This window comes from Variovorax flavidus (assembly GCF_030317145.1).
Classification (GTDB): Bacteria; Pseudomonadota; Gammaproteobacteria; order Burkholderiales; family Burkholderiaceae_C; genus Variovorax; species Variovorax flavidus.
Genome location: NZ_JASZYE010000001.1, coordinates 1373581 through 1396142, shown reverse-complemented (window position 1 = coordinate 1396142; position 22562 = coordinate 1373581). Strand labels below are relative to the sequence as shown.

The window sequence follows — 22562 nt, the reverse complement described above, 5'->3', positions numbered from 1 at the left end:
CTCTTGGCCGCTGAGCCCCAGGCATGCAGATTTGTGCTGCCAGATCCAGAGCCTTCCGCTGCGGGAGGCTTCGATGCGAAGCAACGCCGAGATCCGTCGACTTTCGGCTCAACGCGCCGGCAGCGGCTGGCCCGCCGTTGCGTAGAGTTCCGAGACGGGGACCACGCGGCCGTGGAGCGGCAGGATGCGGTCGACCTTGAGGCCGAGCCGTTCGATGTTGGTGATCAGGTTGAGGTTGTTCGCATTCGGCACTGCCGGTGGGGGCGCATTGGGCGCGGACGGCGTGAACGCGTCCGCCTGAATCAGCAGCTTCTCGTTGGGCAGGTAGACCATCAGGAAGCTGTCGCTGTGGACGCTGTCCGTGATGCGGTGTACCTCGATCGGGCGCGAAACGTCGCCCATGGCTAGTTTGTCGCCGACAGCAACCATATTCAGGCGCTTGCCTTCCTGGGCCATGCGGTCGGGTCTCACACGGTTCGGTCGCGCGAAGGCGTTCTCGAAATAGGGGACGTTGGCTGCCTGCGTGACGATGGTCGCGCCTTCGGCCACGGCCGTGCGCACGCCACCCGCATGGTCGAAGTGCGCATGGCTGTTGATCGCGAAGCGGACCGGCTTGCCTGGCGCAAGGGTCCTGGCCTGCGCGAATACCGCCTGGGTGCGGGCGTCGTTGAGCGGTGTCTCTACCAGGACGAGGTGATCCCTCGTCTCGATCGCCACGCTGTTGTGCGAGCCGCCGCCGAGGAACCACACGCCCTCGGCCACCTTCTCGGCCGTGACGCGCTCACCCTGGTTGCGGGCCGCATCGGGAACTTGCAGCGCGGCGGTGTCGACTTGGGTCTGGACGTCCTTGACAGCAAGGTCAAGCACCTGGAAGCCGCCCATCGTCTGCCTGATCCGCATCGGGAACTTGATGCCGGCGATGTCGCGGTATTCAGAGTAGGACGTGACCGTACGGGTGTCACCCAGCACCGGATCGGAAAAGACGGAGTCCACCTGGGTGACGAGTCCGTCGCCATTGACCTGGGCGGTCGCGCTGAACCGGCCCGGTTCGACGAACTTCAGCGTCGAGCCGCCGTCCGCGCCACGGCTCGCTTCCGCGTTGTTTCGCGCCGCTGCCTTGAGGACGCCGTGCGGTGTGATCCAGAGTTGATGCATGCGATCGGAGACGAGGCGCGGCACCGGCACGGCGCCGTTCGGCGTCTGGTTCCACGCCAGGTCGCCGCTCAACAACTGGTCGTTGCGCTGCTGGCCGGCGAGGGGATAGCCGCCACCGCCCGTTGGCTCGGCGCGGCTCAACACGACCTCATCGCGCATCGCGGCCTGGCCGTAGTCGACGGTACGGGTGAACGAATGCAGCGTGATGCGGGGCCACGCGCCACCGGGCTTGTACGCCTGACCGAAGGTATAGCCGGTACCCTCGGCCACGTAGCGCAGGCTCTTGGCGTTCGCACCGCCCATGGTCGACGCAGAACGGGCGAGGACGTCACCAGCGTTGTCCGGCCTGGAGGCGCAGGCGGCCAGCCAACAGGCCATGCCGATCACGAAAGCCGACCGGAATGCGCCGGTGCGTGTCAAGGCGGATCGCATCATGGTGTCTCCTAGTGTCGGCAAACGCTATTTCGCCGGGCCCCGATTCTGGGCGGGAGGCGAGGGATGTGCAATCTATGCAATGGCCGTAAGGCGCTCACAGAGCGTGGCCGACCCGATGCCGATGAGGCACACGCCGCCGATGGCTTCCGTCCAGTGGCGAGCGACCGTATGGTGCATCGGGCTATTTGTGGCAACTGGAGAGCGGCCTGCCAGAATGCCGGCGCCCATGCTCGACTTCTCCGCTGATCGACCGAACACCCGAAGCGCGAAGAGACCGCCAACGCTGGTGGCCTGTGGCGCCATTGCGGCAACGTTGCTGATGTTGATCGCGCTGGGACACGATGGCCGGCGGGTGGCACAGCTCATGGTGCTCGCGGCGCCGGCACTCGTATGGCTTGCGTGGCCGGTTCGAAGCCCTCGAGTGCATCGCTTCAGGATCGTGCTGGTCTGGCTGTGGGTGATGGGCTTTGCCCTGGATGCGGTGACCCGCGCGTACCTGCTCGACGCCTACCAGGCCGCGCCTGACAGCTCCCTCGTTCAGTCCGCGGCTGCCAATACCAACCGGCGGGAGGCGGGGGAATACCTCTCGATGCACTGGCGCGCGACGCTGGTGTGGTGCGGCGGACTGCTGTTGGCGGCGCTGGTCGTCGCCAGGAATGCGCGAAGAGGTGCGCGGGCCGGTGAGCCCCCGCCGCGCTGGGCGATCACAGGAATGTGCGCAATCCTCGCCATTGGAAGCATCGCCTATCTGATCAAGCCCTGGCGTAGGCTGCATCCAGTGGTGTTTTGGGCAGACTGGAGCCATTCGGTGCTCGCACTGCGCGCGGGATGGGCCGACCAGCAGCGCGAGCGTGACCTGGCCCTGTCGCGCGCCAGGGCGACAAGACCCTCGGTAGCCATGGATGGGCCGGCGACGTTGGTGCTCGTCATCACCGACAGCATCAACCGCGACAACATGGCGCTGTATGGCTACAGCCGCGCGACCACGCCACGGCTCATGGCATACAAGGCGCAACTGAAAGACCAGTTGCTGGTCATGCGCAACGCCTGGTCGGCCGATGCGAGCACCATCCCGGCGCTGCGCAACATGTTCAACTTTGGATTGCCAGAGGATCAACAGCCGCAGCATGTCCTGGCACTGGCGCGCGCGGCGGGCTACAAGGTCTGGTGGATGAGCAATCACGACGATGTCGCGATCGAACAGAAGCACGCCCGGCTGGCCGACATGGTCGACATCGTGAACCGCACGCCCGGCCGCGCAGGTGCATCGCTGGACGGCGAACTGCTCGATTGCGTGCAGGAAGCGTTGGAAGATCCCGCCGAGCGCAAACTGATCGTGGTGCATCTCATGGGCGCGCATCCCCACTACAACCTGCGCTTCCCCGAGGGAGCCAATCCGTTCGACGACCGTATCGATGACGTGGAAGAAGCGCTCGAGCGAAGCGGCCGATCGATGTGGGTGCGCAAGTTTCGGCAGGAGTACGACGCGGCCCTTCTGTACCATGACTTCGTGGTCGCCGAGACGCTCGAATTGACACGCAGGATCGGGCGAGCCGAAGGGTACAGGGCTTGGATGTACCTGTCCGACCATGGGCAAGAGGTCGGTCATTGGGGCAACCACGCAGGTCACAGCCCGGCCACTGCCTCAGGCTACCGAATCCCGACCGTCATCTGGCGCAACAGGTCGCCAAAGCGCCAGCCGGCTGACGCGGAAACCCGACCGTTTCGAGCCGATTGGTCGGGATGGACGATCACCGACTTGCTGAACATCCGATGGAACGGTGACGCGACCGATCGCAACGCACTCGCTGAGGGTTATCGGTGGCAGGCTCCGACGCTTCCGGTGGAAGTGACGTCCTTCGAAGACTGACGACGCCTTCTCGCGTCACGGCGTGGTTACCGTCACCGCAGACGGGGACGTCCCATTCAGCGCGTCAGAACCGGCGGTGGCCCGCTACGCCTTCAAACACCTGGCGCACCATCTTCTCTACGTACGTCGTCGAGAGTTTCCGATAAGGAATCATTAGGCGGAAGTAGACAGCGCCGTATATGGCGTCCAGCAGCACATCGGTGTCGATGCTGGCAGCGAGCTCGCCATCGGCCTGTGCCTGCTCGATGACGGCCATCGCCTGCGCCCGCCGAGGCGCGATCCAGTTCTCGTGGAACGCCTTCTGCAGCTGCGGGTCGGACTGTGCCGCACCGAGGAGGTGGCGCAGCAGGTCGCCGTGCGGCCCCTTCAGCGCCACGACCAACTGACGGACCGAATCGATGAAGCTCTCCAGCACGCCGGACTTGCGACGGTAGCGAATCTTCGGACCGAGCTCGGCCAGGTACGCATCCATCACAATGCTGGCCGCATTGGGCCATCGACGATAGATTGAGGTCTTCGCCACACCGCTGCGCGCGGCAATGCGTTCGACTGTGGCGAACTGGGCACCTCCCTCATAGGCCAGTTCCAACGCCGCGGCACGTACGGCGCGCGTAGCGTTGTCGCTGCGGGGCCGGCCCGCGGTCTTATCGCGACCGCTGGACGCGCGAGACGAACTGGACATACGTGCAGCTAGTGAGATTCGGCACTTGCTTGGTCATTTAGTGCGATATGTTGCGTTGCTTCAGATGTGATGTGAGCTTGCCAAGCGGTCCTCTTACGTGGCGACCTTCCTGGGAGCCTTTGCGTGCCAGTTGCCCGCAAGCGGATCCGGCCGGCGAGGCCGCATCAGGGTCTTGCGCATTCGGGACCGCCTTCGGACCCTTCACTCCGGGAGTGGGCCAAGCCGATCTCGCGTTGCGGTGCCGAGGACTGGTCGGACACCCGGGCGCATCTTGCCTCAGCGCTCCATCTCCCGGTGAAGCCAAATAGGCAGCACGTTGTTGACCTGTGCGCAACAGTGGCCGGTTGACGCGGCCTCAGCAACACCGTGAGGTCGCTTCTATGCCTACCGCATGGCCGGCGCACCTGATGCCCTTCGAGAGCACGTCCATCACGCCATCGCGGAGCAGAACGATTGCCGCTTCACCGAAGGTCACGGCACGGTCGACCTTGTGACGGCGCGTGAACTTCTGGCGGCGCTGGAATCACCTCTAGTGTCTTGATGCGTCGAGCCCGGCGACCTTGGTGCCCGGCCGCCGTCGGGGCCAACTCCTTCAGCAAGCGTTCGGCCGACTGGATATCCGGGGTCCCGAAGCCCTCGGTGAATGAGCGATGTGCCGAGTCGAGAACGCGATAGGCGTCCTCACGATCGCCTTGAATTGCGCGAAGGCGTGCGAGCGTCGTGGCTGTTCGCAGTTCCAAGCTCAGCGCTCGCTGGCGGCGGGCGCATTCGAGCGAGCGCATCAGTGCTTCTTTCACGCGCGCCGGATCGGAGTCAGGCAGCCGCATCAAGGCTTCGGCCCGCAACCGCAGCAATTCCGCGAGTTCTGTACCCTCGGGTCCGCCTTCGGTTTCGGCGATGGCGTCGTTGACGACCGCAAGAGCGTCGCCGGGCTGTCCCTGCCCGATAAGGCCACCTGCGAGTGCGCCAGCGGCTCGCATGAAGAAGAGAAGCTGTCGCTGGTCCCGCATGCTCCGCAAGGCAGCGCGGAGCATGGCGATGCCACGCTCCGCCTCTCCCATGTTCAATAGCAGTTCGCCTTCCAGGGCCTGGCCAGTCGAATGGAACGAAGACAACGAGGGCCAGTTGGTGTGTTGGGTCAGCTGGGAAAACGAGCGCTGCGCCGTTGTCCAATCACCGCACCAGAGGAACACCGAGGTGGTGTAGAGCAGCGAGAAGCACACGTCCAGCGGCCGCCCGAAAGTCTCGGCTTCGCTGATCGCCTCTCGCGCAACTTCCATCGCACGGTCTGGGCATCCGCTGAGCCACAGCACGCGGGAGAAGGTCACCAGCGCTCGCACGCGGTAGTCGAGCCCGAAAAGCTGCAGCTTGCGTGGGCCGGTTCGCCCGAAACCGTCCTGGAAGTACTGTCGCGCCGCCTGTTGATCGCCCATGAAATGCGCCGATGACCCGCGCAACCAGTCCGACATGACCTTGTACGAAGCGTCTTCCGATGTGCGAGCGAGCCCATTCAGCGCCTCGGCGACTTCCCGGGTGGCGGCGAAATCTCCCATGCGCAGCAGATAGATGTGCATCCCCACCATCCAACGCAGCTTGGGCGCGGGGTGTCCAAGATGGTTCGCGATCTCAAGGCCGCGGGTGATGGCCCGGCCCAGGTCACTTCCATTGGAGCGCGTCCACATCGACGCAATCGCGAGCGTCTCCTGCAAGACCATCTCCTTGGCGGTCAAGCGGTCCGAATCGCGCAGCATCGACAGGGCCGCTGTGCTCCACCGGAGGGCTTCATTGAACAGAAGGAGCTGCATCAGGACCGGCGCCGCTGCCGCCGCGAGGTCGACGCCCAATGATGTTTGGCGCGGGGTATCCGCCGGCCCGCCGAAGCACCAGGCAAGCGCCGCACGTACGTTACCCAGGTGCTCGACGAGCTCAAGGGCTTGATCGTCGCGGTGTGGGTCGATGCCGCCACCGGCCGCGGCATCGAAGAGCCGCGTGAAATACGCCGCATGGCGCTCGGCTGTAGCGTCCAACTCACCGCTTTCGTCGAGTTTCTCGATTGCGTAGGCTCGAGTGGTCTCCATGAGCCGATAGCGCAGTGAGCGGTCGGAGCCCACCACAGAGGACACCACTGATTTCGCGACAAGCTCGCCGACATTGATGACAACTCGATCGTTGTCGACGGTGCCTGCACGCGCGACCGCCTGCGCGGCTTCAAGCGTGAAGCTGCCGACGAAAATGGACAATCGTCGCAGCACCGCCCGCTCGCTCTCGGAAAGAAGATCGTGGCTCCAGTCGAGCGTGGCATGCAGCGTCTGGTGACGCTGCGGCGCGGTGCGCCTTCCGGGCCATTCCAAACCGAACCGGCTGTTGAGCAGGGCATCGATGCCGTTGATGCCGTAGGCCCCGACGCGGCCTGCCGCGAATTCGATTGCAAGTGCGATGCCGTCGAGCCGACCGCAGATGCTCGCCACGATCGGTGCGTCCGCGTCACTCAGCTCGAATCGGGATCCGGTGGCTGCTGCGCACTCGATGAAGAGCCTGACGGCCGGAAAGGCCTGGGCCGCGGCAGCGTCGAGGCGGGCGTCGGGCGACGGGTACTCGAGAGGGGGCAGCAGATAGGTGCACTCTCCGGCAACCCGCAAGGCCTCTCGGCTGGTCGCGAGGATATGCACCTCAGGCGCCACCCGGAAGATCTCTTCGGACAACACTGCCGCCGCATCCATGACGTGCTCGCAGTTGTCAAGAACCAGGAGCATCCGCGAGCGTCGCAGTGATTCACGGAGTTCCGGCAGCGCGTCCTCGGCCTGGATGGTGAGCCCGAGCGTCGAAGCGACCGTAGAGGCGACGTGCGCCGGGTTCGATAGTGCGCTCAGGTCCACGAAGCACACCGCGTCGGCGAACGATCCGCGCAGGGCGTGCGCGACGGCCACGGCGACAGTGGTCTTGCCCATGCCTCCGGGGCCGACGATGCTCAGAAAGCGATGCGCAATGAGGTCGCGGGAGATGGCGCGACTCGCCTCGTCGCGCCCGACCATCCGGGCGAGCAGCGGTGGCAGCGCACGCATCCTGAAGGCGGCGCCGTCATGGGCGTCGGCACGAGCAGGCGAGGGCGCAGGTTCGGATGGCGTTGAGCGAAATATCGGTGCCACGAAGCAATAGCCCTGGCCCGCCACGTTCGCGATGTACCGAGCGCCGCCTTCGCCGTCGCCCAGTGCCTTGCGCAGGCCGGCGATGTGCGTTCGCAGACTGCCGGTCCCCACCTCCAGGTTGCGCCATACGCGTGCGGTCAGATCCCGATGGCCGACGATTTCGCTGGCGTGCTCGACAAGGACGATCAGGATGTCGAGCGCACGGCTGCTGAGCGGAAACAGGACGCCACCCTTCTCGACGCGTCGCGCAGCAGGGTAGAGGCGAAACGGTCCGAACGAAACGCTCGCGGAGCGAAACGCAGCAGCATCCGACGACGCGGATTGGTGTGCTCTTCCGTCAGGGCGAGCAGGCGACGTGGTGCTGGAAGTCACCGGCTCAGGAATGAAGAAACGCGACCGAGCGGCGCACGTGGGCGTCCGGGGCTCGAGGGCAGAAATGGGAGGGCAGGGAGCTTGGCACTGAGTCGGGCTTGTAAGGGTCGATCGGCGAATCGAGGATAGATACGCTACGATTCGGAACGTAATGAAAGTTCACGCAAGGACCGAACGGTAGTGCACCGGTCGTTGCGGCGAAATAGCAACTTTCTATGAGTTCGACACGCAGGAGGCAGGATGACGGGGCGAGAGGGCACAGTGATCGTCGTTGACGACGACCAAAGCGTGCGTGCGGCGATGGAGGATCTCATCGGCTCGCTGGGCTTCGGGATCGTGACCTTTGCCTCGGCCGCCGAGTACGTGGCGAGCGGAAGCTACGCCGTGCCCGCCTGCCTGGTGCTGGACGTGAACCTTCCCGACATGAATGGCCTCGAATTGCAGCGGCAACTCGCCGGTCGCCAGCATCCGCCGATCATCTTCATCACTGGCTATGGCGACATCCCGTCGACCGTGCGCGCGATGAAGGCCGGCGCCGTGGATTTCCTGCCCAAGCCATTCGACGAGCAGCAGTTGCTGGCCGCCGTTGAATCGGCCATGAGCCGGCACCGCCTGGAGCAATCGGCACAGGCTGAAGTCGCGGAACTTGAACGGCGCCACGAGGCGCTCACCCCGCGAGAGCGGGAGGTCTTGCCGCTCATTGCGCGAGGCCTGCTCAACAAACAGGTTGCTGCAAGCCTCGGCATCAGTGAAGTCACGCTGCAAATCCATCGTGGCAATGTCATGCGCAAGATGCAGGCGGAATCCTTCGCCGATCTGGTGCGAATGTCGATCAAGCTGGGCATTGCGCACTCTGCGGATGCCGAGCCGCGCATGCCGTGAATACCAAAGCGCGCGCCACCGTTGCCGTGGTCGACGACGACCTGGTAGTGCTGGAGTCTGTTTCGGATCTGCTTGAATCCGCGGGCTACGCTGCGCTCACCTTCTCCTCGGCGAACGCCTTGCTTCGCGGCGAAGCCCTGCAGGCTATCGACTGCCTTATCTCGGATATCTGCATGCCTGGCCTGGACGGGTGGGAGGTGATGGCGCTGGCCCACCAGCAGAGGCCGCTGTTGCCCATCATCCTGTTCACGGCGGACGATCAGGCAGCGCGCATGACCCGCAGCATGCCCTTGGCCCGGGACGTGCACGCCCTGTTCCGGAAGCCTTTCGACGCACAGGCCCTTCTCTCTGCGATTGCGGATGCCTTGGAGCCCCGGAGGTGACGGCGCCGGAACTACGCCCCGACGCCAGCATGTTGTGGCGGGACGCCGAACGCACCGTGTTCCGGAGCACACGTCAGCCATCGGGCGAGCCTGCGCAGCCCATCCTTGTCGTGGTGGCCGGGCTCGGGTCCGTGCACCAGAAGAGCGCTGAAAGACTCCTTCACGAGTTCCAACTGGCGGACCTGCTCGACGCTGCCTGGGCGGTGTTGCCGCTCGAGTATGTGCATTCGGACTCGGCGCTCCTTCTCCAGGATCCCGGGGGGGACTTGCTGGCCCACAGGGTAGGCACCGAACTGTCGATCGCCGAAGTTCTGCGAATCGGCGTCGAACTGTCCCGCGCCGTTGCGCACATGCATGACAACGGCGTGCTTCACAAAGACATCAAGCCCAGCAACATCTTTGTGCTGCCCTCGAATGCGGGCGTGCGCTTGACGGGTTTCGGCATCGCAGCCCGGGTCGCCAGGGAACGTACCGCGCCCGCTTCGCCTGAAGTCATCGCAGGCACCTTCGCCTACATGTCGCCGGAGCAGACGGGACGCGGCAGCCGCAGCCTCGACGGGCGCAGCGACCTGTATTCGCTTGGCATCACTCTCTACGAGTTGCTGACGGGAGTCTTGCCATTCCGGGCCGTTGATCCGGCGGAATGGATTCATTGCCACCTGGCTCGGCACCCGGCCCCGCCGAGTGACAGGCGAGCCGGCGTGCCTCCGCAGCTGAGTGCGATCATCCTGAAGCTCCTGAACAAGGCAGTCGAGGACCGGTACCAGACCGCAGCAGGTCTTCACCACGACCTCGTGCAATGCCTGAGCCAGTGGGAGGCCGGCGAAAACATCGAGAGCTTCCCGCCGGGACTGCAGGATCGCACCACCGAGCTGCGCTTTGGCGAGGAACTGTATGGGCGCGACGCGGATGTCGATGCGCTGCAAGCTGCCTGCCAGCGGGTGGTCGCCTCGGGGATGCGGGAGCTGGTGCTGGTGTCGGGCTATTCCGGCGTCGGCAAGTCGTCTCTCGTGAACAAGCTGCAAAGGACAGCGGCAACCGCCCATGGCCGGTTCGCGGCGGGAAAGTTCGATCAGTACAAGCAAGGAATTCCCTACGCAACAATCGCACAGGCGTTCAAGAGCCTGGTTCGAGAATTGTTGGTCAAGCGCGAAGAAGAGCTCGAACAATGGCGAGTTCGATTGCGTCACGCGCTGGCCGCACATGGCCAGCTGATCGTCAATCTGGCCCCTGAACTCGAGCTGTTGATCGGAGTGCAAGCGCAGGTTCCAGAACTCTCAGGCGGCGAGGCGCGAACTCGCTTCCTGCTCGTCGTCAGGCAGTTCCTGAGCGTGTTCGCAAGTCCAGAACAACCTCTGGTCCTGTTTCTTGATGATCTGCAATGGCTCGATGCGGCCACGCTGGAAGTCTTCGAGTCGCTCGCGACGCACCCGGACGTCCGCAACCTTCTGCTGGTAGGTGCCTACCGCACCAATGAGGCCGATGCGGCCTATGCGCTTCAACGCAGCATCGACGCCATCCGTCATTCCGGGGCACCCCTGCATGAAGTGGTGCTCGGGGGAATACGGCCTCAGGAAGTGGCGCAGATGCTGGCTGGGGCGTTGAGATGCCGCGACGACGCCGAGATCTCAGCGCTTGCAACGTGCGTGCACGAGAAGACCGGTGGCAATCCTCTCTTCGCCCAGCAGTTCGTGGCGACCCTGGCCGACGACGGCTCGCTGAGCTACGACGCGTCGCAGTCCCGGTGGCGCTGGGATTTGCAGCGCATCCGTGAGCAGCGGGCCACCGACAACATCGCGGAGCTCATGATCGAGCGCGTGCGGCGGTTGCCCTACGACGCGCTGTCAGCGATGCACATGCTTGCATGCATGGGTGGCCATGTCGAGAAGGATTCCCTTGGCCTGGTGCTGGAGGAGCCGTTGGCTGCCATCCATGAGCGACTTCAGGAGGCGCTGAGGCTGGGGCTCGTCGTGGACCGGCAGAACGCCTACTCCTTCGCCCACGACCGGGTTCACGAGGCTGCTTACGGCACGGTGCCCGAGTCTGATCGCGCAGGGCTTCACCTTCGCGTCGGCACTTGCCTCTTGCAAGCCACTCACGAAAAGGACCTGGATGCGCACATCTTCGAGATCGTCAGCCACTTCAACAAGGCCGGAAGCCCGGCGCTGAATTCAGACCAGCGGGCAGCGACGGCAAGGTTGAACCTTCGTGCGGGCAGAAGGGCCCGGGCCTCGTCGGCGTACATCGAAGCATGCCGCTACCTGGATCTGGGGCGCACGCAGATCGGTGAGTCGGCCGAACGCGAGAACGCCGAGCTGGCGTTCGAGTTGGCGTTGGAATATGCGGAATGCTCTTTCCTGGGAGGCAAGCTTGCCGAGACTGGGGACATGGTGCAGTACCTCCTGTTGCACGCGAGACGACCGATCGATGTCGCGGCAACGTATCGCCTGAAAGTCGAACTCCACGCCGTGGGCACGGAGTACAAAGAGGCCGTTCAGAGCGGGCTCATCGCGCTGCGTCAATTGGGCATCGACATCCCGCCGCATCCATCGACGGACGACGTCAACGCGGAGTACTCCAAAGTCTGGGCCAACTTGAACGGCCGGCCTACCGATGTGATCGCGGACCTTCCTCCGATGGTCGACCCGGCAAAGCAGGCGTCCATGCGCCTGCTGGCAGAGCTTTGGCCGCCGTCGTATTTCACGGACTTCAACCTGGTTGTGGTGGTTGTCTGCAAGATGGTCAACCTGAGCCTCCTGCACGGGTCGACCCATCTCTCCAATCAGGGCTTCGCGCTCCTGGGTTGGCTGATGGGGCCGGTGTTCGGCCGGTTCGACGAAGGCTATCGCCTGTGTCAGCTCGCCTACGGACTCGCCGCCAAACGCGACTCCGTACTCGACCACGGAAGGACATGCCTGACGATGGCGTTGACGTCTTCCTGGACGCAACCCCTGGACGTGTCGCTCGGCAAGTTCAGGGATGCCATCCGGCTCGCCGTCGAAGCTGGCGATCTCTACTTTGCATGCTATTGCAGCTATCTGGGCAGCTCGCACCTCCTCGTGCGGGGGCACGGCCTGGTCGAAGCGCAGGAGGAATGTCGAAGGCATCTGAAGTTCGGCAATGACGTCGGCTTCGCCGATGCGGCGGCGGTTACCGCGACCGTCGAGAGAACCATCGCGTGCCTGCTCGGCCAGACCAGGAGCCTGACGGACTTCACGGACGACACGTTCGACGGTGCGGCTTTCGAGGCGAGTCTCGTGACCTCGCGAATGAACAATCTCGTCCAGTGGTACTGGCAGCGGAAGACCTTGCTGCACTACATGGCCGGCGAGTTCGACGAGGCACTGGCCGCGTCCAGACGCGTGGACACCGATCCGTTGACGCGTATCGTCCAGATCGAATATCTCGAACACCACTATTTCAGCGCGCTGACGATCTGCGCCGTGATGTCGCGCGTGCCTGAGCAACAGAGACACAACTTGCGCGCCAGGCTTGGCGGCCACCACCGCATCATCGGCCAATGGGCGCACGACACGAAGTCGGCTACGTTCACCGACAAGCTATTGCTCGTCGAGGCTGAGATGGCTCGTCTCGAAGGGCGCTCGCATGACGCCGAGATCTTGTACGAGCAGAGCGCCAACGCGGCCCGCCAGAACGGATTCAGGCACGGCGAGGCGTTGGCGTGCGAGCTTGCAAGCCGCTTCTATCGGGATCGAGGCATGACGCGTGTTGCCCATGCCTTGCTGAGGGAAGCCATCGAAGCCTATGAGCGGTGGGGAGCAAAGGGCAAGCTTGCCCAATTGGAGGCGGCGTATCCGGAGTTCATGCGTCCGAGTCCGCACATGCTTGCTGTTGCCACGACGGTTGCGCCACTGGAGCGGATCAACCTCGAGCGGGTTCTCAAGGATTCCAAGGCGGTAGCCAGCGAGGTGGTCGGCGATGAGCTGGTCACGACCCTCATGCGCACCGTGGTCGAGCATGCCGGGGCGGAACGTGGCCTCTTGCTCATGCCCAAGGGAGACGAATTCGAGATCGAGGCGGAAGCGTTGACGACGGGCGAAACGGTGGAGGTCGAGTTGCGAATCGATCGCTCTTCCACCCGCGCAATAGCGGAGGCCATCGTCCGCTTCGCGATTCGATCGCGCGAGAGTGTCATCGTCGACGATGCCTTGTCCGACCCGCGTCTCGCAGTGGATGCCGGTGTCCGCGAACGACGTGTGAGGTCCGTCCTTTGTCTGCCGCTCCTGGGCTCCGGAAAGCTTCAGGGCGTTCTCTACCTCGAGAACAACTTTGCCCCTGGCGTTTTTACGGCGACGCACCTGGAAGTGCTCAAGCTGCTTGCGTCGCACGCCGCCGTTTCGCTCGAGAATGCGCGCCTCTATCGCGAGCTGGCAGCGAGGGAATCACGAATCCGGCGCCTCGTCGAGTCGGACGTCATCGGAATTGTCTTCTGGGACGTCAGCGGACAACTCCTGGATGCCAACGATGCATTCCTGCAGATGCTGGGATACACCCGCCAGGAACTCGAGAGCGGCTCATTGCGGTGGTACGACATGACGCCGCCTGAATGGCATGAGCAGGTGAATCGTGAAGTCCAGGAGCTCAATGAGACCGGTGCGCTTCGGCCTGTGGAAAAGGAATACTTCCACAAGGACGGAACCCGCATCCCTTGTCTGCTCGGCGCCGCGACCTTCGAGGAAACGCAGACCAAGGGCGTGGCCATCGTCGTCGACCTGAGGAAGCAAAAGGCGGCCGAGGCGAGGGCGGTCGAAGTCGAGCGGCGCAACCGACTTCTTCAGACGGACCTCGCCCATGCGAACCGGGTCACGACGATGGGCGAGCTCGCGGCGTGGATTTCGCACGACGTCAGGCAGCCGCTGGTCGGAGTGGTGTCGGGTGCCAACGCGGGCCTGCGCTGGCTTGCGACCGATCCGCCCAACGTTGCCGCCGCTGCGCGCTCGCTCGAGCGCATCGTGCGGGACGGGATGTATGCGGGCGAGGTGCTGGACCGCACGAGGGCGCTCTTCAAGAAGCTCCCGCCCAAGGCAGAAAACATCGACATCAATCCGATCATCGTCGAGACCCTGGCCCTGGTCAGGCCGCAGGCGGAGCGCAAGGGTGTCGAGGTTCTGACGCGGCTTGCCGACGCCGGCGCCGTGGTTTCCGCTGATCGAACGCAGATTCAACAAGTCATCCTGAACTTCCTCGTGAACGCGATCGAGGCCATGGAATCCAACGAATCACATCCTCGAGAACTACTGATCAAGTCTTGGCGCAAGGATGGATCAATCCGCGTTGACGTCATCGACACCGGACCTGGCCTGTCCGCCGGTGCGAGTCACCGGCTCTTCGAGGCGTTTTACACGACGAAGCCCGAAGGTCTCGGCATGGGGCTGCGCATCTGCAAAGCCGTTGTCGAATCGTTCAATGGGAGCATCGGAGCCGTTGCGAACGCGGATCGCGGATCGGACTTCTACTTCGAGCTTCCTGAAGCCGGGGCGACGGGGATGCTCAGACAGCCAACTTGATACCCCGTGCAGCAAGGCCGCTGCGAATGCACAGGCGGTGGAGCAGAAGTTGCTGGTCGGCGTTGTTTCTCTCACCGCGGTCCTTCGGGCCTGCGGCAAAATCCTATTCCCGCGGCAAAGCCGCGACTCACGGAACATCACACATGGGCGCGCAATGGAAAGCCAAGCACAAGGACCTGGCGGCCAACGCCAAAGGACGCCTGTTCGGCAAACTCGCGAAGGAAATCATGATCGCTGCGCGCAGCGGGGCCGATCCGGCATCGAACGCTCGGCTGCGGCTCGTGGTTGAGCAGGCGCGCAAGGTCTCGATGCCCAAGGACACGCTGGAGCGTGCCATCAAGAAGGGTGCCGGCCTGACAGGCGAGTCGGTGCATTTCGACCGCGTGATCTACGAAGGCTTTGCGCCGCACAGGGTGCCGGTGATGGTCGAATGCTTGACCGACAACGTGAACCGCACCGCGCCAGAGATGCGGGTGCTGTTCCGCAAGGGCCAACTGGGCGCCTCTGGATCGGTCGCCTGGGATTTCGACCACCTCGGCATGATTGAAGCCGAAGCCCAGCAAGCGGGGGTCGACCCTGAACTGGCCGCCATCGAGGCAGGGGCGCAGGATTTCGAGCGCGGCGAGGAGGGAGTCACCGTCTTCCTCACCGATCCCGTCGATCTCGATTTGGTCAGCCGCGCCTTGCCGGCACAGGGCTTCTCCGTTCTGTCGGCGAAGCTCGGCTACAAGGCCAAGAACCCGATCGATCCGGCCAGCCTGGGCGCCGAGGCGTTGGAGGAGGTCGAGACCTTCCTGGCCGCCATCGATGCGAACGACGACGTGCAGAACGTGTTCGTGGGACTCGCGGGGTAGCTGCGGACGTTCCCGCCGGACCTGCCGCTCATCTACGTGCGGGCCTGCCTGGAGGCGATCGTCGCCTCGGGCGCGATGCCATCCGCTCCTGCGTGAAGGCATCGGACTTCAAGAATGCCTTCGCCTGCCGATAAGAGAGGTATGACCCTGCTCGTCACCGATCTTCAGTAGCGCGTAGGTATTCGTAAGCCCCTCCACTTCACTCTGCGCGTGACGATGCCTATCATCGGCAGGGAATACCTATGAAGAGCAGCACCTCCCCATTTCCCGCCGACCATCGCGGCCGCAACGGTTGAAGAGCCCGACATGCCGGCGCTCCTCATGATGACCTCCACCGGCGAGACGCGGCAGGTCCTTCTCCAGCCCCACGACAACAAGGTCGGGCGTGGCCCTGGCAACGACGTCATCGTGGATTCGAGCCAGGCAAGCAGGGACCACGCGGTCATCGATGTCGAGCAGGCCTTTGTGACCATCACCGATCTCGGCAGCCGCAACGGAACCTTCGTCAATGAAGTCCGTATCGAGAGCCAGGTGCTCGTTCATGGCGACGCCATCCGCCTCGGCGCCTACGAGATGCGGTTCATCGCCACCGATCAGGAATTCACCCAGGTCGAAGCGTTGCGGATGCTGACCATGCACGGACTGCTGGTGAACCTCGATCAGGAGAGGGCGCAAGCGGACGCGCCCACGGCGCCGGGCGTGCCTCGGAGCCAGCGCGGGTCTTTGTGAGCTCGCGTTGATTGACACGCCCGCGGCGCAGCGCGAAACTGCACCATTCATCTATCGGCCATTCAGGCGTTGAAAGCCCGATCCTGTATCGGGTCTTGAACGCATGGGCTTGCCGAGTCGTCGCTGAAGCGACCAAGGGTCGACGAACGTTTTTTCTGTCACGCATTGGAGCCTTACGATGACCTCTCAAAGACAAGTCCTGATTGCCGCCTGCGCAGCCCTTCTGCTCGGATCGGGTGCCGGGATCGCCGGCGCCGAGTCTCCTGCCGCCAAGAGGGTGGAACTCGAAGATGCGCGAGGCGGCTCGACAGTCGTGTCTGTGGTCGGCGAGGTCACGGCGATCGATCTCGCCAATCGCATCGTCTCGATCAAGGGCCCCAAGGGGAACATCGGCGAGATGAGGGTCGATCCGGCCGTCAAGAATCTGGAGCAGGTCAAGGTCGGCGATCGCGTTCGCCTCAGCTACCGGATCGGCGTTGCACTCGCGTTGGTGAAGGGCGGCGACGGCATTCGCCAGAAGGTGGAAACCGACTCGGCCGCGGTTGCCGCCCGTGGCGCAAAGCCGGGCGGCATGGTCATGAAGCGAACCACCATCGTTGCCAACGTCGAGAGTGTCGATGCCAAGCGGGGCGTTGCCACGCTCAAGGGGCCGAGCGGCAATCTGGTCGATGTCAAGGTGCGCGATCCGAAGCTCTTGCACGACGTCAAGGCCGGGGATCAAGTCGTCGCGAACTTCACTGAAAGTGTCGCGCTTCGCGTGCAGCCTGCACCGGCGAATTGACGGCGAGAGCGGCCGGCACGCGCAGGTGCTCGAGCAGGGCATCGGCCGCGCGGCCAGGTCCATCGACATCGATGTAGTGCTGACGTGCGCGCGTCGCGGCGGCCGCGTATGACGGTTGCGAGACGATTTCACGCACAGCCCGCCCAACCTTCGCTTCGTCCAGATGCCGTGGACCGATGGCAATCGCCATGCCCTGGCGCATCGCCAGGGCCACATTGAGTTCCTGTTCCGGATGCAGCGGAAATCCGACGAAGGGCGTGCCGCTGACCATCGCCGTCTGGACGCTGCCCTGTCCGCCCATGATCAGCGCGATGGACACACGCGGCATGACGAGGTGACTCGGCAGGATGCCTTCGACCAGAACGTCCGGGCTCTCCAGATCGCGCAACTCATGAATCGTTGCGCCCACGAGCACGCGCAGGCCCGCTTCGCGCACGCCAGCCACCACGCGCCGGTAGAAGCCCGGCGTGCTCGATGAGAGGGCAACATAGGCCGTGGGTCGTGCGTCGTGGAGGAAGGCCTCGACGCGATCGGGAATCGTGTGGTCAAGCCGGGCGTAGATGGGTCCGACATAGCGCAGCCGCGTGGCCGACCTGTAGGCTCCGCTGCCGTTCGGTTTCCAGGCCGTCATGTCGGCATCGGAAATGCCGAGCACCTCGGGTACGTCGGTGACCAGGGTCAGATCACCGAGCATCAGCGCCGCCAGGCTCGGGACCGGCTCTACACCAAGTTCGGTCGCCACCTCGTTCAGGAAGGCGACCGGCCCGCGCATGCGGGGAGGGCCGATGTTCGCCATGAACTTCTGCATCGCCCCCGGCAGCCAATCGAGCGGTGGAATGGGCGACTGCGATGGCGCAGGCGCAAGGCCGCGCTCGAACACGGGCGGAACGTAGGAGCCGCCATGCGAGGCGGCCAGCGGAATTCCCACGATGCGCGAAGACAGGTACGCCGTGAGCGTGAACCCGACAACGACCATCCTGGCCGAGTGTGCGCGCAGGAATTCGACTTCGCTGCGTACGCCGGCGCGCACTTCGTCCGCAGGCTGAAGGCGGGTGCCGGGTCTTCCGATGGTGATGATGCTGGCGAGGTATTCCTCGCAGCGACGGTCATCCATGGCGGGCGACAGCAAGGTGTAGGGCATGCCCGCTTCATCGAGAACGCGCGTGTAGGGGCCGCCGTGCGTGGCAACCACCACCGGCTCGCCGCGTGCAATCAGGGCGCGGGCAATCGCGAGCATGCGCGATGTTTCGGAGAGAAAGCCGCAGTGGGGGAACAGGGCGATCATGGTGCCTCCGTGGCTTTGGCGGTCGTCGGATCGATCGCTTAAAGGTAATATATTACTTATGGACTTGCGTCGTCAAATTCTGAGCCTTGGCCTCGAGGCCGAAAGGGGTGCTGCGAAGGCCGAGCGCGTGATGCTCTTTCGGCTCCTCGTCGCCAACGGCATGGAGCTTCGTACGCGCATGGATCGGCAGCTGTCGGACAGCGGCCTCACGACGCAGCAGGCGATGTTGCTGCAGGTGCTGCAAGGGCAGCCCGAGGCACCGACGCTCAAGCAACTGGCCACGACGCTGGCGATGAGCCACCAGAATCTCAAGCAGATCGCGAGCGCCCTGGAACGCAAGGGCTTTCTTGAAATCGTCCCCGACGAACGAGACGGCCGTGTGCGTCGTCTGCGTCTGACGACGCAGCACCACCAATTCTGGAAGCGCCGAAATCAGGACGATCATGCGGAAGTCGCGCAGTGGACCGCGGCGTTGTCGCTGGCAGAAGTGCGCGTTCTCGTTCGCGGACTGGACAAGCTCCACCAGGCGTTGATGCGATCCAGGAGCGAGCCATAGGCGCGACCCGCGGCTACGATGGGATGGACGATTCCGATCCTGTCCAAACCAAGGATGCTCAACATGGCTGACGCGAAGTTTGATTCCGATTCGCTTCCAGGTGTCGTCTCGACGGCCGCTTCCGATCTGTCGAGCCTGCGGCCCAGCCTGGTCGAGAACGCGTTGACTCAGGCGCTACCTTTGCCCGACATCATGTTTGGTGGGGCGGTGCTCGTCGCGGTAATCATGTTCCATGCCTTCTGGATCCGCATCATCACGAGCTCCTATCTCAACAGGCTGCACGGGTTGAGGTCGCGCGGCTCGTTGTGGCGCGCCGACCTGCTGTTCATCGTGACGATCATGATGCTGCTTGCGCTGCACCTGGCCGAAGTCGTGGTCTGGTCCGCAGCCCTGATCTTCGGCGACATCGTCGGGAACTGGTCGATCGCCGCATACTTCGCAGCCAACTGCTACACAGCGCTCGGCGAACCGTTCTCGCTGCCGCAGGCATGGCGCATCGTGCCGCCGATCATCGGGATGTCGGGCATCTTCACCTTCGCCTGGACAGCCAGCGTGCTCGTCAATTTCGTCTCGCGCTACAACGATCTGCGTGATTTCATGGCCGGGCATCCACCGGCCGCGCACGAATCGTGAAGCGCAGGCTCAGTCGATCCTGCACCTGCATGGCGCCACCGAGGATGGAGAAGGGCACGATGCCGAAATCGGACTGCTTGAGTTCGAGCGTTCCTGCAACGCTCATCTCATCCGGCGAAGTCTCCATATGCACCGGCACGTCGAAGCTGCGGCTGACGCCGTGCAGCGTGATCGCGACGCCGAGCCGCGAGCCAGTCGGCGTCTTTTCCCGGCTGCTGATATGAATGAGCGCGAAAGGAAAGCGCTGCGTCTCGAGCACCTTGTCGAGCATGTTCGATCGCGTGCCAGCGATGTCGGATTCGGTGGGCTGTGTGTCCAGTCTGCTTTCCGCGCGAAGCGCCGGCTCGTCGACCGACAAGTCGGCCAGGGGGACGAAAAGGTCGGCGGTGCCTTCGTCCCGCGCGACGTAGCCCTGGACGCCGCGACTCGCGACGACGTGATCGTGTCCGAGGTGAGCGAGCGATCCGCCTCGGCGCACCAGGATGGAGACGAGCGATCGCTCGGGGTCCACGCGATAGATTGACTTGCCCCGCGCGGCCGCTTCTTCATAGCGCCTGCCGGGAAATCCGTCCGGAGCACTTCTCGTCGCAAGCGTCGGCGCCGGCGCTGTCGTTCGCATGGCGGGCGCGCAGCCTGCGACCAGCATCACGAGTGCAATGGCGTAGCCGACGCGCAGCATTCACGCAGCCTTGCGCAGCCGCACGCGGAACTTCACCGCGACCTCGGGTCCGATCACGTCCGTGGCGGTCCACTCACCGGTGCCGATGCCAAACGGTGTCCGCTTGACAATGAATTCGCCTTGCATGGTCGCGCCGTCGGGAGCTTCGCTCCATTTGAATGGCACTTCCACCGTCTGCTGAACTCCCTTCAGCGTGAGCACGCCGCGCGCCAGGTAGTTGCCGGCTTGCGCATTGATCTGCCGGATGTCGGTTGAGTGGAACTCCGCTTGCTGATGGCGGGCAAAGTCGAACCATTCGGCCCCGGCAATGGCCTTGTTGATGTCGGCGCTGGTCATGTCCGCGCTCGCGACCCTGATGGTGACGTCCAGGCGACCGCCGGCTGGCTTCTCCGGGTCGAAATTCAGCTGCGTGTCGAACTCCTTGAAGACACCCGGCGCCGGTGTTTTCTCGAACGAGGCGGCGAACTCAAGCCGGCTGTTCGCAGGGTCCATCCTCCATTCAGCGGCGCACGCCGGCTGCTGCGCGACGCAAGCGACCAGGGCGAACAGACAGGCAAGCCTCTTCATTTCACCGTTCTCCTTGTTCCCAGCATGCGAGTCAGCACGTTGTTGCGCTTGATGAAGTGGTGCCGCAGCGCCGCACCAATATGCAGTACCAGCAACGCGACGAAGGCAAGGCCGAGCGCGAAGTGCACAAGCGCCGCGATCTCTGCCACCTGCTTGTCAGGTGCGATCAGGGCCGGCAGCGGAAACTGCCAGAAGATGCGAAAGGGAATGCCCGCCGCGGAATTGACGACCCAGCCGGTGAGCGGCATCGCGACCATCAGGACATAGAGCAGGGCGTGGCTCCATCGTGCCGCCGCGCGCTCCCAGGCTGGTGTGTCTGGTGGAAGCGGGGGCGTCGGCCGTGCCAGGCGATTCAACAGCCGAACGGCCACCAAGGCGAGGATCAGCATGCCGATGGACTTGTGCCAGACGAACAGATTGATCTTTGTCGGCGAAAGCCGCCACCCGACAGCCAGCCAGCCGAGTGCAAACTGGCTGAATATCAGCACGGCCACCAGCCAATGGAATAGCCTGATCGATGCGCTCCAGGCCGCGTCGGCCTTCGCGTCCGTCGGCGGGTCGGATGGGGGATTCGGTCGCATCGCGCCCAGTGTCGCGCTTGGAGGCGACTTCAACAACTCCTGAACTGGCCGAAGGGCCAGCGTGTTTGACCCTAGGCGCAGGATGCTTCGGAGAGCGGGGCGGATGCCTCCAGGTCGATGGCAGTGAGAGTGACGGGGGTGGCTGGCGATGCACGGTAGCGCTCCACGGCCTTCGCCTCGATCACGTCGAAATGGGCTTCGCAGGCATCGAGCAGGCTGGTTTCGTCGTCGCGCGCGCCAAAGAGGTTGTGCAGTGCATCGTCGGCAATGCGGGCCATGATGCGAGGTCCGTCGAAGCCGTCGGGATAGATCGCGAACCGGACAGTCTCTGTGTCGAGACAATGGATCGCTTCGCAGTTCATGGTGATCTCCTTTTTTCTTGGCTCATGGATTTCACGCTTTCGCGGCGGCATTGATGCGCGCCATACTCGCAATGCGCGGACAGAAGCCGCCTACAGAAAGCCATCCTCCCATGAGCGATCCCTTCGGGCTGCAGCGTTTCGTGGACGCCCAGGCAGGCGTGATCGACGTCGTCCTCGAAGAGTTGCGCGCGGGCAGAAAGCGCAGCCACTGGATGTGGTTTGTCTTTCCGCAGCTGCTGGGCCTGGGACGCAGCGAGATGGCGCGGCGCTACGGCCTCGCTTCCCTCGACGAGGCGCGCGCCTACTTGGCGCATCCGCTGCTGGGGCCAACGCTGAGGGAGTGCAGCGAACGGGCGTTGGCGGTGGACGGCCGCACTGTGCACGAGATCTTCGGCGCCCCGGACGATCTGAAATTCTGGTCGTCCATGACGCTGTTCGCGCTGGCAGATCCCTCGGTGGCGGTCTTTCGTTCGTGCCTGGAGAAATACTTCGCAGGCCGATCCGATCAGGCGACCTTGTCCCTGATCGGCTAGTTCAACTGTCCGTTGAGATAAGGCTCGGGATCGACCGGCACGCCTTGCTTGCGGATCTCGAAATGCAGCTTGACGCGTTCGGCGTCGCTGTTGCCCATCTCGGCGATCTTCTGGCCCTGGCGCACCACGTCTTTCTCTTTCACGAGGATGGTTTGCGCGTGCGCGTAGGCGGTCAGGAAGGTGTCGTTGTGCTTGACGATGACCATGTTGCCGTAGCCGCGCAGTTCGCCTCCGACATAGACGACGCGGCCGTCTGCCGACGCGACGATCGGGTCGCCCAGGTTGCCGGCGATGTCCAGGCCCTTGTTGCGGCTGCCGTCGAAGGTCGAGAGCGTGCGGCCGCTCGCCGGGCGAATGAAGGTCGCTTGCGGTTTCGGCGCAGGGGGCGGCGCCGGCGGGGTGAGTTGCCCTGCAGGCGGCAAGGGATAGAAGGGCTGTGTCGGGCCTTGACCCTGCTGCTGCCGTGGGGTGCTGCAGGCCGCCAGCACCGCTGCGGCAAACACCGTGACACCGGCGCGAAGAAGGTAGTTCTGGTCTTGCATGGGTCTT

General features: G+C 64.1%; 19 protein-coding genes. 10 read left to right on the top strand and 9 right to left on the bottom strand.

Going from position 1 to position 22562, the window contains the following annotated elements; genetic code table 11:
* Positions 1 to 108: 108 nt before the first annotated feature.
* Positions 109 to 1590: an MBL fold metallo-hydrolase gene (locus QTH90_RS06745; RefSeq protein WP_286663724.1), complete on the bottom strand. Its 1482-nt coding sequence runs from the start codon at positions 1588 to 1590 to the stop codon at positions 109 to 111.
* Between QTH90_RS06745 and QTH90_RS06740 the strand changes: the two genes are divergently transcribed.
* Positions 1532 to 3460, top strand: coding sequence for a sulfatase-like hydrolase/transferase (locus tag QTH90_RS06740; RefSeq protein ID WP_353506607.1), 1929 nt, complete (start codon positions 1532 to 1534; stop codon positions 3458 to 3460). The genes QTH90_RS06745 and QTH90_RS06740 overlap by 59 nt on opposite strands.
* 64 nt (positions 3461 to 3524) lie before the next feature.
* Here the strand turns inward: QTH90_RS06740 and QTH90_RS06735 are convergent, their stop codons facing one another.
* Both QTH90_RS06735 and QTH90_RS06730 read right to left on the bottom strand, forming a co-directional pair.
* Complete coding sequence (locus QTH90_RS06735; RefSeq protein ID WP_286663723.1) at positions 3525 to 4049, bottom strand: TetR/AcrR family transcriptional regulator; 525 nt, start codon at positions 4047 to 4049, stop codon at positions 3525 to 3527.
* A gap of 554 nt (positions 4050 to 4603) precedes the next feature.
* Complete coding sequence (locus tag QTH90_RS06730; RefSeq protein ID WP_286663722.1) at positions 4604 to 7660, bottom strand: ATP-binding protein; 3057 nt, start codon at positions 7658 to 7660, stop codon at positions 4604 to 4606.
* A gap of 240 nt (positions 7661 to 7900) precedes the next feature.
* Between QTH90_RS06730 and QTH90_RS06725 the strand changes: the two genes are divergently transcribed.
* The 6 genes from QTH90_RS06725 (at position 7901) to QTH90_RS06700 (ending at position 16817) form a co-directional block, all read left to right on the top strand.
* On the top strand, positions 7901 to 8542 hold the full coding sequence (locus QTH90_RS06725) for a response regulator transcription factor (protein WP_286663721.1): 642 nt from the start codon (positions 7901 to 7903) through the stop codon (positions 8540 to 8542).
* Positions 8539 to 8925 carry a response regulator gene (locus QTH90_RS06720; RefSeq protein WP_286663720.1) on the top strand — a complete coding sequence of 129 codons (387 nt, stop codon included), beginning with the start codon at positions 8539 to 8541 and terminating at the stop codon, positions 8923 to 8925. The genes QTH90_RS06725 and QTH90_RS06720 overlap by 4 nt, the downstream gene beginning before the upstream one ends.
* A complete protein-coding gene (locus QTH90_RS06715; RefSeq protein ID WP_286663719.1) occupies positions 8922 to 14453 on the top strand; it encodes a trifunctional serine/threonine-protein kinase/ATP-binding protein/sensor histidine kinase in 5532 nt (1843 codons plus the stop codon). Before QTH90_RS06720 ends, QTH90_RS06715 begins: the two co-directional genes overlap by 4 nt.
* A 143-nt stretch (positions 14454 to 14596) precedes the next feature.
* On the top strand, positions 14597 to 15307 hold the full coding sequence (locus tag QTH90_RS06710) for a YebC/PmpR family DNA-binding transcriptional regulator (RefSeq protein ID WP_286663718.1): 711 nt from the start codon (positions 14597 to 14599) through the stop codon (positions 15305 to 15307).
* Between the two features lie 306 nt (positions 15308 to 15613).
* Positions 15614 to 16036 carry an FHA domain-containing protein gene (locus QTH90_RS06705; protein ID WP_286663717.1) on the top strand — a complete coding sequence of 141 codons (423 nt, stop codon included), beginning with the start codon at positions 15614 to 15616 and terminating at the stop codon, positions 16034 to 16036.
* A gap of 178 nt (positions 16037 to 16214) precedes the next feature.
* Positions 16215 to 16817 (top strand): hypothetical protein, encoded by a 603-nt coding sequence (locus QTH90_RS06700; RefSeq protein WP_286663716.1) that lies wholly within the window; start codon positions 16215 to 16217, stop codon positions 16815 to 16817.
* Here the strand turns inward: QTH90_RS06700 and QTH90_RS06695 are convergent.
* Entirely contained in the window at positions 16771 to 18102 is a 1332-nt protein-coding gene (locus QTH90_RS06695; protein ID WP_286663715.1) for a glycosyltransferase, read from the bottom strand. The two genes, QTH90_RS06700 and QTH90_RS06695, sit on opposite strands and share 47 nt — an antisense overlap.
* A 130-nt stretch (positions 18103 to 18232) precedes the next feature.
* Here QTH90_RS06695 and QTH90_RS06690 point away from each other — a divergent pair, with 130 nt between their 5' ends.
* Both QTH90_RS06690 and QTH90_RS06685 read left to right on the top strand, forming a co-directional pair.
* Positions 18233 to 18658, top strand: coding sequence for a MarR family winged helix-turn-helix transcriptional regulator (locus QTH90_RS06690; protein WP_286663714.1), 426 nt, complete (start codon positions 18233 to 18235; stop codon positions 18656 to 18658).
* 63 nt (positions 18659 to 18721) lie between these two features.
* Complete coding sequence (locus QTH90_RS06685; protein ID WP_286663713.1) at positions 18722 to 19291, top strand: hypothetical protein; 570 nt, start codon at positions 18722 to 18724, stop codon at positions 19289 to 19291.
* Here QTH90_RS06685 and QTH90_RS06680 read toward each other — a convergent pair.
* The 4 genes from QTH90_RS06680 to QTH90_RS06665 form a co-directional block, all read right to left on the bottom strand.
* A complete protein-coding gene (locus tag QTH90_RS06680) occupies positions 19254 to 19970 on the bottom strand; it encodes a YceI family protein (protein ID WP_286663712.1) in 717 nt (238 codons plus the stop codon). The genes QTH90_RS06685 and QTH90_RS06680 overlap by 38 nt on opposite strands.
* Positions 19971 to 20537: a YceI family protein gene (locus QTH90_RS06675; RefSeq protein ID WP_286663711.1), complete on the bottom strand. Its 567-nt coding sequence runs from the start codon at positions 20535 to 20537 to the stop codon at positions 19971 to 19973. It lies immediately after the preceding gene.
* A complete protein-coding gene (locus QTH90_RS06670; protein WP_286664479.1) occupies positions 20534 to 21118 on the bottom strand; it encodes a cytochrome b in 585 nt (194 codons plus the stop codon). Before QTH90_RS06670 ends, QTH90_RS06675 begins: the two co-directional genes overlap by 4 nt.
* A gap of 71 nt (positions 21119 to 21189) precedes the next feature.
* Positions 21190 to 21480 (bottom strand): hypothetical protein, encoded by a 291-nt coding sequence (locus QTH90_RS06665; protein ID WP_286663710.1) that lies wholly within the window; start codon positions 21478 to 21480, stop codon positions 21190 to 21192.
* 110 nt (positions 21481 to 21590) lie between these two features.
* On the opposite strand from QTH90_RS06665, the gene QTH90_RS06660 reads away from it, so the two are divergent.
* The gene (locus tag QTH90_RS06660) at positions 21591 to 22013 is read left to right on the top strand and encodes a DUF1810 domain-containing protein (RefSeq protein ID WP_286663709.1); all 423 of its coding nucleotides are present in this window, start codon (positions 21591 to 21593) and stop codon (positions 22011 to 22013) included.
* Here the strand turns inward: QTH90_RS06660 and QTH90_RS06655 are convergent.
* Complete coding sequence (locus QTH90_RS06655) at positions 22010 to 22555, bottom strand: murein hydrolase activator EnvC family protein (RefSeq protein WP_444814680.1); 546 nt, start codon at positions 22553 to 22555, stop codon at positions 22010 to 22012. The genes QTH90_RS06660 and QTH90_RS06655 overlap by 4 nt on opposite strands.
* Positions 22556 to 22562: the final 7 nt, after the last annotated feature.

What these genes read in the sequence shown, in the direction of transcription:
- QTH90_RS06685 (WP_286663713.1), top strand. Translation starts at nt 18,722, where the DNA reads ATGGCTGACGCGAAGTTTGATTCCGATTCGCTTCCAGGTGTCGTCTCG.
- QTH90_RS06695 (WP_286663715.1), bottom strand. Translation starts at nt 18,102, where the DNA reads ATGATCGCCCTGTTCCCCCACTGCGGCTTTCTCTCCGAAACATCGCGC.
- QTH90_RS06700 (WP_286663716.1), top strand. Translation starts at nt 16,215, where the DNA reads ATGACCTCTCAAAGACAAGTCCTGATTGCCGCCTGCGCAGCCCTTCTG.
- QTH90_RS06675 (WP_286663711.1), bottom strand. Translation starts at nt 20,537, where the DNA reads ATGAAGAGGCTTGCCTGTCTGTTCGCCCTGGTCGCTTGCGTCGCGCAG.
- QTH90_RS06745 (WP_286663724.1), bottom strand. Translation starts at nt 1,590, where the DNA reads ATGATGCGATCCGCCTTGACACGCACCGGCGCATTCCGGTCGGCTTTC.
- QTH90_RS06665 (WP_286663710.1), bottom strand. Translation starts at nt 21,480, where the DNA reads ATGAACTGCGAAGCGATCCATTGTCTCGACACAGAGACTGTCCGGTTC.
- QTH90_RS06670 (WP_286664479.1), bottom strand. Translation starts at nt 21,118, where the DNA reads ATGCGACCGAATCCCCCATCCGACCCGCCGACGGACGCGAAGGCCGAC.
- QTH90_RS06710 (WP_286663718.1), top strand. Translation starts at nt 14,597, where the DNA reads ATGGGCGCGCAATGGAAAGCCAAGCACAAGGACCTGGCGGCCAACGCC.
- QTH90_RS06705 (WP_286663717.1), top strand. Translation starts at nt 15,614, where the DNA reads ATGCCGGCGCTCCTCATGATGACCTCCACCGGCGAGACGCGGCAGGTC.
- QTH90_RS06655 (WP_444814680.1), bottom strand. Translation starts at nt 22,555, where the DNA reads ATGCAAGACCAGAACTACCTTCTTCGCGCCGGTGTCACGGTGTTTGCC.
- QTH90_RS06725 (WP_286663721.1), top strand. Translation starts at nt 7,901, where the DNA reads ATGACGGGGCGAGAGGGCACAGTGATCGTCGTTGACGACGACCAAAGC.
- QTH90_RS06690 (WP_286663714.1), top strand. Translation starts at nt 18,233, where the DNA reads ATGCTCTTTCGGCTCCTCGTCGCCAACGGCATGGAGCTTCGTACGCGC.
- QTH90_RS06660 (WP_286663709.1), top strand. Translation starts at nt 21,591, where the DNA reads ATGAGCGATCCCTTCGGGCTGCAGCGTTTCGTGGACGCCCAGGCAGGC.
- QTH90_RS06680 (WP_286663712.1), bottom strand. Translation starts at nt 19,970, where the DNA reads ATGCTGCGCGTCGGCTACGCCATTGCACTCGTGATGCTGGTCGCAGGC.
- QTH90_RS06740 (WP_353506607.1), top strand. Translation starts at nt 1,532, where the DNA reads ATGCCGATCACGAAAGCCGACCGGAATGCGCCGGTGCGTGTCAAGGCG.